The 14,474-nt window shown below is 58.8% G+C and carries 13 protein-coding genes; all 13 read right to left on the minus strand.

Features of this window, described 5'->3' with window-relative positions; all coding sequences use genetic code 11:
* Positions 1-183: 183 nt before the first annotated feature.
* The 13 genes from ACZ9DP_RS00250 to ACZ9DP_RS00310 all read right to left on the minus strand — a co-directional run bounded on the left by ACZ9DP_RS00250 (position 184) and on the right by ACZ9DP_RS00310 (position 14,465).
* Entirely contained in the window at positions 184-2,025 is a 1,842-nt protein-coding gene (locus ACZ9DP_RS00250; protein ID WP_476199646.1) for a methyl-accepting chemotaxis protein, read from the minus strand.
* A gap of 306 nt (positions 2,026-2,331) precedes the next feature.
* On the minus strand, positions 2,332-3,609 hold the full coding sequence (locus ACZ9DP_RS00255; protein WP_476199647.1) for a DUF3422 domain-containing protein: 1,278 nt from the start codon (positions 3,607-3,609) through the stop codon (positions 2,332-2,334).
* A gap of 142 nt (positions 3,610-3,751) precedes the next feature.
* On the minus strand, positions 3,752-4,606 hold the full coding sequence (locus ACZ9DP_RS00260) for an NAD-dependent epimerase/dehydratase family protein (RefSeq protein ID WP_476199648.1): 855 nt from the start codon (positions 4,604-4,606) through the stop codon (positions 3,752-3,754).
* A 98-nt stretch (positions 4,607-4,704) separates the two neighbouring features.
* Positions 4,705-5,352: a 3-oxo-tetronate 4-phosphate decarboxylase gene (gene otnC / locus ACZ9DP_RS00265; protein ID WP_088693730.1), complete on the minus strand. Its 648-nt coding sequence runs from the start codon at positions 5,350-5,352 to the stop codon at positions 4,705-4,707.
* Positions 5,349-6,623, minus strand: coding sequence for a 3-oxo-tetronate kinase (gene otnK, locus ACZ9DP_RS00270; protein WP_476199649.1), 1,275 nt, complete (start codon positions 6,621-6,623; stop codon positions 5,349-5,351). The genes otnC and otnK overlap by 4 nt, the downstream gene beginning before the upstream one ends.
* Positions 6,624-6,628: 5 nt before the next feature.
* Positions 6,629-8,107 (minus strand): aldehyde dehydrogenase, encoded by a 1,479-nt coding sequence (locus ACZ9DP_RS00275; protein WP_476199650.1) that lies wholly within the window; start codon positions 8,105-8,107, stop codon positions 6,629-6,631.
* Positions 8,108-8,121: 14 nt separating this feature from the next.
* Positions 8,122-8,832 (minus strand): haloacid dehalogenase type II, encoded by a 711-nt coding sequence (locus tag ACZ9DP_RS00280; protein ID WP_168318569.1) that lies wholly within the window; start codon positions 8,830-8,832, stop codon positions 8,122-8,124.
* Positions 8,829-9,158: a putative quinol monooxygenase gene (locus ACZ9DP_RS00285; RefSeq protein WP_476199651.1), complete on the minus strand. Its 330-nt coding sequence runs from the start codon at positions 9,156-9,158 to the stop codon at positions 8,829-8,831. Before ACZ9DP_RS00285 ends, ACZ9DP_RS00280 begins: the two co-directional genes overlap by 4 nt.
* Positions 9,155-10,270, minus strand: a complete 1,116-nt coding sequence (locus tag ACZ9DP_RS00290; protein ID WP_168318571.1) for an isocitrate/isopropylmalate dehydrogenase family protein — start codon at positions 10,268-10,270, stop codon at positions 9,155-9,157. Before ACZ9DP_RS00290 ends, ACZ9DP_RS00285 begins: the two co-directional genes overlap by 4 nt.
* A gap of 12 nt (positions 10,271-10,282) precedes the next feature.
* A complete protein-coding gene (locus ACZ9DP_RS00295) occupies positions 10,283-10,993 on the minus strand; it encodes a GntR family transcriptional regulator (protein ID WP_168318572.1) in 711 nt (236 codons plus the stop codon).
* A 28-nt stretch (positions 10,994-11,021) separates the two neighbouring features.
* Positions 11,022-11,882: an NAD-dependent epimerase/dehydratase family protein gene (locus ACZ9DP_RS00300; protein ID WP_088693723.1), complete on the minus strand. Its 861-nt coding sequence runs from the start codon at positions 11,880-11,882 to the stop codon at positions 11,022-11,024.
* 29 nt (positions 11,883-11,911) lie between these two features.
* Entirely contained in the window at positions 11,912-12,892 is a 981-nt protein-coding gene (locus tag ACZ9DP_RS00305) for an ABC transporter permease (protein ID WP_476199653.1), read from the minus strand.
* Positions 12,882-14,465: a sugar ABC transporter ATP-binding protein gene (locus ACZ9DP_RS00310; RefSeq protein WP_168318574.1), complete on the minus strand. Its 1,584-nt coding sequence runs from the start codon at positions 14,463-14,465 to the stop codon at positions 12,882-12,884. Before ACZ9DP_RS00310 ends, ACZ9DP_RS00305 begins: the two co-directional genes overlap by 11 nt.
* Positions 14,466-14,474 lie beyond the last annotated feature (9 nt).

Here is a 14,474-nt window from a genome sequence, read left to right on the forward strand (position 1 = left end):
AGGTGTCTCAAAAATTCCGGCCGCTTACCGCAGGTCAGCGGCCCTCTGAGTTTTCAGCGCCGCCAATCTCCCCTCCGTAGATTGCTGCGTCGTCAGGTTCCGGTCCTCGGCAGATGCTAGTCCCTCTGGGGGAGGGAGATCACACCGGGCATAAAATGAAAGTCCTGCTTTGCATCGGCTCTGCTATGCCACGACTAGATAAAGCGTTGGCTCCTCTGCGCGGTTCGTCTTTGCCGGCCCATCGGCAATTTGGAACCTGGATAGCATCTCGAAAAGCGATGCGGTCTCCTTCGCGAGATTGTTCACGGCAGCAGTCGACTCTTCCACCATAGCTGTGTTCTGCTGTGTCGCTGATTCGATCTTACCGACTGAGAAATTGATTTCCTTGAGCCCGTCGGCTTGACAGCGAGAAACCTGAGCAATGGCGTCGACGTTCTGATTGACGCTCTGCACCTGAACAACGATTTGGCCCAAAGCGTTGCCGGCCTGTTGCACACGCTGGACCCCATCATTGATATGCAGGTTGGATATTTTGATCAGAGACTTGATTTCTTTCGCCGCCGCCGCAGACCTTTGCGCCAGGTCTCTGACCTCCTGCGCTACTACCGCGAACCCTCGGCCAGTCTCCCCGGCCCGAGCCGCCTCAATGCCTGCGTTCAAAGCCAAAAGGTTTGTCTGAGATGCGATTTCATCGATGACACCGATAATATTGCCTATTTCGACCGAAGAAGAGCGAATGTTTGTCATGGCCTCAATAGTCTCGCGCATTATGGTGCCTGACCTCTCGGCATGTTCCTTGGTCTCGCCGACGAGGATCCCTGCTGCGTGAGCTTTATGGCTTGCGTCCACCACCTGCCTTGTCATGTCTGCGAGGACAGAAGCCGTTTGCTCGACGACTATAGCTTGCTGCTCCGTTCTCACCGCGAGTTCGTTCGAGGAAGTACGGATTTCTTCAGCCCCCGCAGCAATCGCCTGCGCATTGTCGTTTACTTCGGACATTGCATCGCGAAGCTGGCTAATCGCTGAATTGAAGTCCAATCTGAGCGGCTCAAGAGCTCCCGTGAAAGGCCGATCAAGCTGAATGTGAAGGTTACCTTTCGATAACTGCCTCAGTGCATCGGCAACTTGTTCGACGGCGGAACTGGTCTGTTCGGCAGCCCGCTGGCGCTCCTCTCCTTCGTTCTCCAAACGCCGCCGCTCGGCATCCTGTCGATGATGCTCGGCGACCGCATCGCGCTCCGCTTTTTCTGAAAGATGATTCTTAAGGCCGGATATCTGCCGCGCGAGCTGACCGATTTCATCCTTCCGTCGCTCGAGTATTTGGTCAATTTCCATGTCGCCGGCGATCATTTGCAGGACTGACTGCTGTAGTTTCGCCAGAGGCACGATGATGGAGCGGATAGTGAGCGATGCCGCGGTTACTCCGAACAAAGCAGCTATGCCGAGCGCAGCTAGCGTCAGAAATTTAAATTCATCAGAAGCTGCTTTAACTTTGCCACCAACGCCTTGGTTTAGAGCTTGCTCGTAATCAATCAACTTGTTCAGAGCACCAATCCATGCCGTCAACTTGGGTCTCAGTTCATTTAAGAGCAGCGGCTTTGCCTCGTCTCTTTTTCCGTCGAGCGTCAACTTGATGACGTCGGCAATCAAAGGCTCGGCGTCATTCTGAAAAGCCGTCAGACCCTCAGCGAGGCGACGCTCTGCGGGGGTGCTGGCGACGTCGGAATTAACGGCCTTTTGCAACTCCGCGAAGTTGGAAGCGTAGGATGCCTGCAGCTTTCTCATCATCACGATTGTCGTTGCTTGATCTGTATTCGAGTCAGTCAAAACGATGTCGCGCAATGCTACTGCTCGATCGCGGACCGAGCCCAGCATATCGATGCCATTCCGAAATTTTTGGCTATTACTGCCATTTATGAGGCTGAGCTTACCGTTGATCTCGTCGACCTGGCTGATTGACGAAAGAGACAGAACTCCCATTGCGCACAACAGCAACCCGAATGCGATAGACAAACGTATCGCCACGCCAAATTTCCGAATCCTCCACATTATTTCCCCTCCGCCTGAGCAAACCTTCGAACTGCGCATGAGGTATAACCTTATACCTAATACCTTAACCGAAATTGAAGGGCGCAAGTGCGTCGTCTCTGGCATTGTTGATTGTCGCAGACGTCGTGGTGGCGAGAATGCCTGCCAAATCTTAGATTCAAACGCAGTCCCCGAGGAGCCATTACTGAAGAAGAGATGACCGCCTCCGCTGAACCGCCTCGTGGAGATACTCACGAGAGCTGCTTGATTGATCGAGCTTGTTGAGGCGAGGTTGCGCCGCCGCTAGCTCTCTGCTTTCAGCGCATGCTTGACGCGCAGAATGGTGATCACAACAGATCCCACAACGACCGGAACAGCGACGAGCATGATCATTGGATCGAAATGGAACCCAGCGTGGTCTGCCGTTTCATACACGAACTTCAGCAAGCTCAACAAATAGTAGCTTATTGCAATGATCGAAAAGCCTTCGACCGCGCGCTGGATCTTGACCTGCGTCGCGGCGCGATCAGCCATGGCCTGGATCTGTGTCGCGTTTTGGAATTCGATCTCGACCTGAATTCGGGTTTGCAACAAGTCGAGCAAGTGCATCGCGGCCCTCGATAGTTGCTCAAGCCTCAAGGCGGTCGCTTCACAGGTACGCACCGCTGGCTTGAACCGCCGCTCCACGAAGGTACCGAAGCGTTGAAAGCCGACGACGTGCGTTTCCCGTAAAAGCGCGATCCTCTCCTCAACGATCTTGGCGTAGGCTGCGGTTGCGCCGAACCTGTTTCTGGTCTCGGCGGTGGCCGAGATGACATGGGATGAGAGAGCGGTAATCTCCTCGAGCAATTGCTTGTGCTGATGCGCGGGCGTACGAAGATTGCGATTGGTCAGTTGAACCAGCTCCGTGTCATATCCGCCGAGAAGCGGGGCGAGACGACGCGCTTCCGGCAATCCGAGAAGTGCCATGGATCTGTAGGTTTCGATCTCGAAGATGCGGCGTACCATGCGCCCCAGGCGGTGTGCGTTCAGGTCCTTGTTGAACAGGATAATTCTACTTGAATTGTCCCCTCGAACACGAAAATCGGAGCAAACCTGCGCCGCGCCCCCACCGATCAATGAGGCGGCGGTATCACCGAAGCCGAAGGTTTCCAGCACCGGTCCCAGCTTGTCAGGAGGGTTCCCGAGGACAAGGATGCTGACGTGACAAACGAGCAGCGGTGAGATCAATCCTGCGAGCTCGGCAAAGTCACTTTCAAGGAGGTCAGATTCCGGCCAGCCCCCTGGCTCGCTGTCAAGTTTCCGGACGCGCGTAACCGTCACGAATTCAGTGTGCCTTTCGACTCTAACCGAAATCGTGGCATCAGCTTCGAGACTGTCGTGGAACTCCTTGATCACACCGTCTATGGGCATGAAAGCAACGTGCTCAACAATTGCGGGACCGTTGAAATAGATCGACGGTCGAGCGTGAAGCTCGGAGTTGAAGTCTGCCGTCTGCTGTTTGAAAGCAGTTGGACGAGAGATCTGTACACAAGGAGACGTCGTTGCCGACGCTGCTTCTTCCGCACCCTTCGAGATCACGTCTATGTTCCCCATTTTCAGAAGTGCAAACACCGGCGAACCTTATGCGGCGAATGCAAGCAACTTGGAAGCCCGCCCGGATATGATAAATCTGCTGATCCGCGTTCGACCTTCTTTTGAAAGGTCACAGCAGCTTAAGAAGCTAGGAGACCCCCGCTGGTATGTCACGCCAGCTGTACTTCGGGCGATATCCTAGAACGTCTCGGGCCATTTGGCTTGAGACAAGACTGCCATGTTCAGCAAGTTGTCCTTGTAGCGGTACATTGGGATAATAAGCAGCCCTAAGGGCACGTGTGAGCCGCGCCAACACGGTATCATCTGCTGCTATCACGAAGTGATGGAATCCATTGAGGCTTGCATTGAGCGCAAGCGAAATGGCCTGGGCACAGTCCCGGCTGTCAACATAGGACCACAGGTTCCATTTCTGAACGCCGGGATTATCTTCGCAAGCTTTCATTGCATCATATTGGTGGGGCTCTTTTACCCAAGAAAACCGCAGGCCGATCATTTTGAGCGCGGGATCCCAGCGGCAGAATTCGGCTGCGACGGATTCGTCTACAAGTTTGGAAAGCGCGTAGCTACTCTCAGGCTTCGAGGTCAGCTTGTCATCGACCGGAAAATAGGCAGGTTGATCGTCAAACGGGACGCCCAGCAAGGTCTCACTGCTCGCAAAAACAATGTTCTTTATGCCCGCGATCCTTGCCGCTTGGAAAACATTGTAGCTGATGGCGGTATTGGTGTGAAATATGTGCGTGCTCGCAGCGACTTTCGCGCCTACTATCGCAGCAAGATGGACGATGCCATCAATCCCGGATTCGATATCGGCGACCGCATCAAGGACCTGGCCATAGTCCCGCATATCGACGCGGGCGAACGGGCACCTCATGTCGGATGACGGCACCTCGTCGATTCCGATGACCTCGTGCCCCTCTTCGAGAAGGCGTTCAATCGCCGCGCGCCCGATTCGTCCGCTGCTTGCAGTGACCAGAAGTTTCATGGCATTTCCCCTTTACGGGCCGCTCAATGGCACGAACGAGAGTGCAGGTTACGGCACCCAGACCCGCTGGGTTCCTCCTGGTTCGTAACGCGCTCTTGTCACCTCGAGAGATTGATCAAGGTGGCCCTTTCCTCGGCGGTGAGCGGCCGGACCTCGTGGTTCTGCAAGAGCAAGAAGAGCTTCGCCGTTTCCTCCAACTCCTCTGTCGCGTACTGGGCGTCCTTTAGGGACTTGCCCGCGACGACAGGTCCATGGTTTGCCATCAACACCGCATGATGGTTCGCGGCGGCGGCTCCCACCGCCGCCGCCAGCGCTTCGTCTCCGGGAGGAAAATACGGCACGAGCGGCAGGAAACCGATACGCATGACATAGTAGGCGGTCAGGGGCGGCAGAACGTCGCGCTCGTTGACCTGCTTCAGCAAGCTGACGGCAACCGAATAGGTTGAATGCAGGTGGACGACGGCTCGGCGATTGTCCTTACCGCAATACATGCACTTGTGGAGGAACGCCTCCTTGGTGGGCTTGTCACCTCCGACATGCACGCCTTCCGCCGAAAAGCAGGACAGCCGTGCTGGATCGAGCACGCCCAGCGAAGCGTTGGTGGGCGTCATCAGAATGCGACCGTCCGACAGACGGACGCTGATGTTGCCGGTCGATCCTGCAGTCAGCCCGCGGTCGAAGAGCGAGCGGCCGACCTCGACCATCTCGTCGCGGACCTTCGTCTCTTCGGATATGGAGCCTATCATCGGAGCCGGTCCCAAGCGTTCATGAAGAAGTCTCGTTCGCCGAAGTTGCCGGACTTTAACGCGAGTGACAGAGATCGCCCCTGGCTCTTTGCGTGTACCCACGGCACTCCCGGGGCGATTTCGTTGCCAATCGAGAGCTGGTCGACGCCTAGCGACTTCACCACCGCTCCCGACGTCTCGCCGCCGGCGACGATGAGATCGCTCACACCCTTCTCGACGAGCCTTCGCGCGATTGAGGAGAGGGCGGCCTCGACCATCTCGCCGGACTGCGCGGCGCCCAGCTTGCGTTGGTTTTCCTTCACCTCGTCGGGCAGAGCCGTCGCATAGATGAGAACAGGCTTGCGGCCCAGACGGGACGAGGCCCACTCGACGGCCTCGCCGACGACATCGCCGCCGTCCGCCAGCTTCGAGAGGTCGACGCGGAAACCCTCGTGGTCTGCGAGCATCGCCTCCACCTGTCCGTTGGTTGCGACCGAGCAGCTACCGGAGACGACGGCTCTGTAGCCTTCGTCCAAGTCAGTCGTAACGGCAGCGTCGCGGCTGTTCCCGCCGGCAAGAAGAACACGAGCCAGCCCATATGCCAGGCCCGACGCACCGGTGAACAGCACGAAATCCTTAAATGCCTGGGCAATCTCGACAAGGTCCTCGTCAGCCAGGGCGTCGATGACCACAATACACGTGCCGTCGCCGTGAATGGGGGCGGCCCATTCGGCGATGGCGGACGCCCCTTGCTTCACCGTCTCGTAATAGCATCCGGTGATTTCGGCCCGCGACTGCGGCCCGAGCACCCGCAGCAGGTTCGCGTCTGTCATCGGCGTCAACGGATGATTGCGCATGCCGGACTCGTCCAGCGGCACGTCGCCGACGAACAGGTTGCCCTTGTAAACCGTCCGGCCGTTGGCAGGGAAGGCGGGGCAGGCGATCGTTATGGATTGGCCAAGCTCCGCAAGCATCGCGTCGGCGACCGGGCCGATGTTGCCCTTCGCCGTGGAATCGAACGTCGAGCAGTACTTGAAGTAGTACTTCTGCGCGCCACGGCCACGTAGCCATCGCAGTGCTGCCAAGGACTCCTCGACCGCCATTTGCGGAGGTGCCGTTCGAGTCTTGAGGGCGACAACGATTACGTCGCCGTCAATGTCTCTGTCGTCTTCAGGAACGCCGATCAGCACCGTCGTTTTGAGGCCGGCGCGCGCGAAGATGTTCGCGACGTCAGTCGCTCCCGTGAAATCGTCGGCCACGCAGCCGACCAGCAACTTTCCGGCGGCCACCATATGGATCACCTCATGATGAAGGGGTTGGCGACGTCTTCAGCGGTCGAGATCATCACGCTCTTCGTCTGCATGTAGTTCTGGATCGAGGCGATGCCATTCTCGCGACCGATGCCGGAGTGCTTGTAGCCTCCAAGCGGCGACATATAGCTGATGACGCGATAGGTATTGACCCAGATGGTGCCAGCCTGGATGGCGGCCGAAACCTTCAGGATACGACGCATGTCCTGGGTCCAGAAGCCCGCGGCCAGCCCGTAATTGGTGTCATTGGCAATATGCACGGCTTCCTCATCGCTGTCGAAGGGGATGACCGCCAGAACCGGGCCGAAGACCTCCTCCTGCGCGATGCGCATGTCGTTTCGGACCGCGGAGAAAATCGTAGGTTCGACGAACCAGCCCCTGGAGAGCTCGGCATTGTCCGGCCGCCCCCCACCGAGAACGCATTCGGCGCCCTCGCCTTTTGCGATGTCGATATAGCCGAGGATCTTCTCGAGTTGCGGCGGCGTTGTCACGGGGCCAACCTGCGTCGACGTCAAGAGCGGATCGCCCATTCTCGCCGTTTTTGCGAGGTTGACGATCTTCTCGAGAAACTGGTCGTGGATCTTTCGCTGCACGAGCAACCGTGAGCCCGCGATACATGTCTGACCGGTGGCAGCGAAGATGCCGGAGATCACCCCGTTGACGGCATTGTCGATCTCCGCATCGTCGAAGACGATGTGCGGGCTCTTGCCGCCGAGTTCAAGCGTAACCTTCTTGAAGTTGCGCGCTGCATGCTCGCCGATCTTGCGCCCGGTGCCTTCACTTCCCGTGAAAGCGATCTTGGCGACGTACTTGTGGGTCGTCAGCGTCTCGCCGACATCCGCGCCGAACCCTGTGACGACGTTGAAGACGCCCGCGGGAAAGCCAGCCTGTTCGACGAGCTTTGCGAACTCAAGGGTCGAAGCAGACGTGAACTCCGAGGGCTTTGCCACGAATGTGTTCCCTGCGGCGAGTGCCGGTGCCAGCTTGTAGGCGAGCAGCAGGAGAGGGGAGTTCCACGGCGTAATCCCGACGCAGACGCCGAGCGGCTCATTACGAGTGAAGTTGAAGGTGTCCGCCTTATCGATCGGGATGACCGCTCCTTCGATCTTGTCCGCCAGCCCGCCGAAGTAGTAGTACCACTGCGGGATGTACTTGAGCTGAAACAGCATTTCGTTGATGAGCTTGCCGTTGTCCGTAACCTCGATCGTCGCGAGATGCTCCGCGTTCTCGGCGATCAGGTCGCCAAGACGCCGAAGAAGGTGTCCGCGGGCGCTCGCGGTGAGCTTCGGCCACGGACCGCTCGTGAAGGCGCGGTGCGCAGCCTCGACTGCTCGTTCCGCATCTTCCCTGCCGCCCTTCGGAATAGCGGCCCAGGTCTGCCCGTTGAAAGGGTTCTTCGTCTCGAACGTATCTCCGTTGGCAGCGTCTTCCCACTTGCCGTCGATGAACATCTTGTATGTCTGCATTGTCTTTCTCTCTTCTAGCATCCGAGTTGTCGAGCGAGGTCTTCGAGATCGTCGGCGACGTAATCCCAGCGCTGCTCGGCTGTGAGGTCGGTCGTCTGGCCCTCGCCGTATTCGGTGGGTCGTGCGATGAATGCTGTTTTAAGGCCAAGGCTGCGCGCGGCGGCAAGATCGTAGTTGTGGGCAGCGCACATCATGACGGCCCCGGGCTCCAGATAAAGGAGTTTGCAGACCCCGAGGTAGGTCTCAGGATCGGGCTTGTAGTGCTGGAAAAGCTCGCAGGAGAACACGTTGTCCCACGGCAAGTCGGCATGCTTTGCCATATTGACGAGAATCGCGACATTGGCGTTGGACAGCGGGCCGATGATAAACTTCGACTTCAGCCGGTGTAGCCCGCGCGATGCGTCGGGCCAGCCGTCCAGGCGATGCCAGACCTTGTTGACGTGCGTCATCCGGTCCTGGTCTAGTTCGGCCAGCCCCATCTCTGCGAATACTGCCTTCAAGGCATCGAAGTGAAGTTCGTCCAGGTTCGTCCACGGCAACTCGCCGCTGCGCACCCGCGCTTTCTGGGGATTGTAACGGTCTCGCCAGCGGTCGACGAGACCGGCCCAGTCGATCTGCAGGCCCTCCGCCGCGCCCCAGGCGGTGAGATCGCGGATGATTGAACCCCGCCAGTCAACGACAGTGCCGAACGTGTCGAAGACAATCGCCTTGACGTTGCTGGTCATCTCGCGCCCTCCTTCTTGTGGGACGAAATGCGCTCGAACGTTTCCACTCGCTTTTCGGCCACCCAATCTCGAACCATCGCATCAAAGCTCGCGAAGTGCGGCGTCTTCAGGTGGAAGTCGAAATCGGCTCTTGAGCCATAGACTTCATAGAGGTAGATGCGCTCGGGCCGCTCAGGATCGCGGCAGACATCGAACACTTCGCAGTTCGGTTCGTCGCGCAGCGACGTCGCCGCATTCTCGATTATCGCCGCATCGAAATTATCGGCGAACTGGTTTCGAACGACGAACTCTACGACCACGACAAAGCCTGTGGATGCCGAACTCATGCGACCTCCTTGCGGACGGCACCCAGAGCGCCGATCACGCTGCGCGTCATCTCCGCGCAATTGGCGCTTCCGCCATACTCCATTGGAACCGCGGTCTTGGTAGACAGAGTATGCTCAACCGCCGCTTCGATCAGCCTGGCGGCGTCAGCAAGCCGCTGATCGCCGTGCTTCACCGCCAGCCAGTCGAGCATCATCGCTCCCGACAGGAACATTGCGCTCGGATTGGCGACGCCCTTGCCCGCAATATCGGGAGCGGTCCCGTGTGCCGGCTGGAAGAGGCCGTGGGTATCGCCGATGTCCGCCGAAGGGGCCATACCCATGCCGCCGATCAGACCGGCCGCAAGGTCGGAAAGGATGTCGCCAAACATGTTCTCGGTCACCAGCACGTCAAGCGTCCAGGGCTTCTTCACCATGTTGAGCGCCAGCGCGTCGACATAGGCATAGTCCTTCTGCAACTCGGGGTGCTTGGCGGCGATCTCATCGAAAACCTTCCGGAAGAAAGCCATCGAACTGAAGACATTCGCCTTGTCGACGCAGGTCACCGTGCCGGCCTTGCCGCGACGTTTGCGCTGGGCGGCCAGCTGGAAAGCGAATTCGGTAACACGCTCGGTGCCGGCCCGCGTGATCTGCATCGTGTCGTAGGCCTCTTGGTCGTTTAGCACTTCGCCACGGCCACGCGCATAAAACAGTCCTTCTGTCTGCTCGCGGACCAGGACGAAGTCGATTCCTTCGGCGCGAGGATCGGACAGCACTTTCGGAAGGCCGGGAAACCACCGGATCGGACGGACACCTGCAAACAGGCCGAACTCCATGCGCAGGTCGAGCTGCGGAATGATTTCCGTCCCGTCCGGGAAGCGGATGTCGGGCCAGCCCATCGCGCCGAAGAGGATTGCGTCGGATGTCCGGCAGGCCTCGAGCGCGGCGGCGGGCAGGGCCTCGCCGGTCTCCGCGTAGTGCTGGGCACCGGCCTGATGCGTCTCGAACACGAGCGGTGGCGCGCCCGCCTGGCTGACGGCGGCGTCGATCAATTCCAGGCAGGCAGGCATGACTTCCCTGCCGATCCCGTCGCCGGGAAGGACTGCGATCTTGAGAGTGTTGTTCAACGATGACATTTGAAACCTGTCCTAGAGGTGGTTGAGGCCGAGGCGCTCGAGGAGGTCGAGCAGTTCCTTGCCTGCCCGCTCGCGGTGCGCCTTGTGAATGTTTCTTGCTTTTTCGCGGTCGCCTTCCCGGATTGCTTGCACGAGTTCTGCATGTTCGCGGGTTGAGTTAACCGGCTTGGGACGCATCTTCAGCGTCACCATCCTGACGCGATGTGCGCGGTCGATGAAATTGAGGACGACCGACTTGAGCATCTGGTTGCCGCCAAGTTCGAGCAGTTGCTCATGAAATCTCGCGTCCGCCTGCGCCCAGCGCTCCAAGTTATCTTGCGAAAGCGCATGGTCCATGTCGGCCGTCGCCTTTTCGAGACCCCGGAGTTGGTCCTCGGAAAGCCGGCGGCTGGCGGCAAGCTCTGCAGCCGTACTCTCCAGCGACGTCAGGATTTCGTAAATTTCCTTCATGTCAGAAATAGAAATCGGCAGGACCCGCATTCCGTGCCTCGGGATCACCGAGACAAGTCCGTCCTGCTGGAGGCGCATGAGCGCCTCCCTTACGGGCGTCCGGCTCATTCCCAACTGGGACGCGACTTCCTGTTCGGTCGCCTGGTAACCGGGCGCCCACTTGTTATCCAGGATGAGCTGGCGCAACCGAAGGTGCGCTGTCGCGGTCATTGTTTTCGCGAAGGCGTCCTCTTTGATCTCTGAGACCGGTGCTGTCTGTTTCCTGGTCGGCATTTTCTTTCCCTTCAAGCTGGCTGATTTCTCAGGAGCCTACATATTTTCGCCAGCTATGTTCAGGCTGGTATCCGAGAGCGCTCTTTGCTTTGTCGATGGACAGCAAGGTTTCGTTCTTCCCGATCTGCTTCTTGAACGGGACCCCCGGATACCACCTCCTGACGAGTTCCTCGTTGGAGGTGGTCATGACCCCATCGTCGTTTGCGATGATGAACACCTCGGCACCTTTGCCGCTCCACTCGAGCGAGCGACGGATCGCCTGTGCCCCGTCGCGGGCGTCGATATAGGTCCAAAGGTTGAAGCGTCTGCTGCCCGGGTTCTGCTCGAAGGCCGGGAAGTCGGCATACTCGCTCTCGTCCATAACGTTGGAGAAGCGTAGGCAAACGATCTTGAGCTCGCTGTCCCAGCGGCAATACTGCTTTGCCATCTCCTCGCCGAGATGCTTCGAGAGGGAATAGGAGGTTTCCGGGCGCGACTGATAATTCTCGTCCGCCGGCAGATAGTCAGGCTTGATCTCGTAAGGAATGCCGAGCAGGGTCTCGCTCGACGCCCACACGATGTTCTTGATGCCGAGCAAGCGGCATGACTCGAAAACATTGAACGTCGAGATGGTGTTGACCCGGAAAACATCCGCAGGAGCAACGCGCCCCGGCATCGGCACAGCGGCCAGATGGACGACGGCTTCAGTGTTGCGATTGTGGTCCCAATCAAAGCCACTGATCGCCTCGATCGTGGCGCGCATATCCTCGAAATCGACCTTGACGAAGGGGCAGAGGTTTTCTGGCGGAGCGATCGTATCCGCGTTGATGACGTCGTGGCCGCTCTCAACCAGATGCTTGATCGTGGCTCTACCCAGTTTGCCGCTGCCGCCTGTTACTAAAACTCTCATATCGTAATACCTCCGTAGAACCTTCCAGGTTAGCGGCTTCGGCCGACCGCCACAGCCAGGATGATGAGCATTCCGCGCGCGATGAGCTGCTGGCTGTAGTCGAGGCCGCCAAGAATAAGACCGTTGTTGATGACACCGATGAGCAGGGCACCGACGATGGAACCGATTACGGTCCCGCGTCCGCCGAAGAGGCTCGTGCCGCCAAGTACCACGGCTGCGATGACCGACAGCTCGTCGCCCTCGCCAAGCTGAAAGCGCCCAGACTGCAGGCGTCCGGCATAGAGCATGCCCGCGATCGCAGCGGCCACTCCCGTCAGCAGCAGCACCTGAAACTTGATCTTCCGGACATCGACGCCGCTGTAGCGTGCCGCAATCGGATTGCCGCCTGCCGACATCACCTTGCGGCCGAACGGTGTCTTGCGCAGCGCGATGTGGGCGATGGTGCCGAGAACGGCGACCCACAGGACGAGCACGGGTACCGGGCCGATGTTGCCGGATCCGAAGATGAAGATGAACGTGTCGTCGATGATCGGAACCGGGGATGTGCCGCTCACCCACATGCCGACCCCTCGCGCGATCCCCATCATGCCGAGCGTGACCAGGAACGACGGGATGTTGAGGTAAGCGGTAAGGCCGCCATTGATGGCGCCGACCACCAGACCGAGGGCCAAGCCCGCGAGAATCCCTGGGACAAGGCCGTATTGGGTCAGAACCAGGCCAGCGATCACCGATGACAGTCCGGCGATGGCGCCAACGGAGAGGTCGATCTCGCCCGCAGAGAGAACGAAGGACATCGCCATGGAGACGATGGCGACAATCGCCGTCTGCCGCAGGATGTTGAGCAGGTTGTTCGAAGAAAGGAAACCACGGTCCTGCAGCAGGATGGCAAAGACGATGAAGATGACGACGAAGCCGATATAGACGACGTAGTCGCGCCAGTTGCTATGCCACGGTCTGCGGTGAGACTGAGCTTCCGGTGTCGGGTTCAATATCTTGGCCTCAGTGGACATTTTGCGTTGCCTTCTGAATCGCGACCTGCAGACCAAGTTCGGTGCGGATCAGCGGAGATTGGGTTTCGTCGCCGGCGCTGGTTGCCCAGCTCTCGATTTCGTCGCGCTCGATTTCGCGGGCGAGGCGTCCATTGTTCATGACGAGAATGCGGTCGCTGGTGGCCAGCAGCTCGGCTGGTTCCGACGAGATGACGATGACGGACTTGCCCGAGGAGGCGACCGTTCGGATAAGTTCGACGATCTCGGACTTCGAGCCAATGTCGACGCCCGCCGTCGGTTCGTCTAGGATGACGACCGAAGGGTTGGTCGCCAGCCACTTCGCGATGACGATCTTCTGCTGGTTGCCGCCTGAGAGGTTCCTCACCTTGTTCTCGGCGGACGGCGTCTTGATCCGAAGCTGCTTGATCAGATCGGACGTCAGCGAGCCTTCCCGCCGACGGTCGATGAAAGGCCCGCGGACGAGCTGGTCGATCTGCGGCAGCCCGAGATTGTCACCGACACTGTGCTCGATGACGAGGCCCTCGTCATGGCGGCTCTCGGGCACCAGCACGATGCCGGCCTTGATCGCATCGGAAGGCGACTTGAATTCCGCAGCAGTGCCGCCGAGCTCGACGCTACCTGATGTTTTCCTATCGACGCCGAAGAGGAGGCGAGCCAATTCGCTTCGGCCCGCGCCCATGAGGCCCGCGATACCTACGATCTCGCCCTTATGGACGTCGAAGCTGACATCGCTTGGTTTTCCCGAAGGACCGGAAAGGTTACGCACGGACAACGCAGGTTTGCCGCTGCGGTCGATGGGTCGCGCCTGGTATTGGAACCCTGTGACGCGTTTGCCGACCATGTGCTGTACGATCGAATCCAGCGTGAACTCGGATGTCTTGCCGGAGGTAACATTCTGACCATCGCGGAGGATAGTGATCTCGTCGGCAATGGTCATGATCTCGGTCATTCGATGCGAGACGTAGATCACAGCCGTCCCCGCAGCAGTGAGCTTCTTCAGCATGCCGAACAGGGTTTCGGCTTCCTGCGCGCTCAGCGATGAGGTCGGTTCGTCGAGGATGAGGATCCTGGCCTTCTGATGAATCGCCTTGGCGATCTCGGTGAGCTGGGCTTGGCCGGGGCTGAGTTCGGAAACGGGTGTCCGCGGATCAACCCTGAGATTGAGCTGGGCGATGATCTCGGCTGCCTGCTCGATTTCTTTGCGCTCGTCGACCAGAATAGACATGCGACGGGGCTCGCGGTTCAGAAAGATGTTCTGCGCTACTGAGAGCGATGGAATTAAGCTGAGATCTTGAAAGATCATCTCAATGCCGAGCGTGCGGGAGTTTTCGGGAGAGTTCGACGACATGTGCTCGCCGAAAACCTCGATGGATCCCTCCGTGGGTGTGACCACGCCCTGCAGGATCTTCAACAGGGTAGACTTGCCGGCGCCATTTTCGCCGACCAGCGCATGGATTGTCCCGGGTTGGATTGTCAGGCTGACACCGCGCAATGCGTGCACGCCGCCAAACGATTTCCTCACGTCGCGCATCCTGACGGCGGCGAGGGTTTCGGTGACTGCTTGAGTGTTCATGGTCGTTGT

This window comes from Rhizobium sp. USDA 4016 (assembly GCF_056279705.1).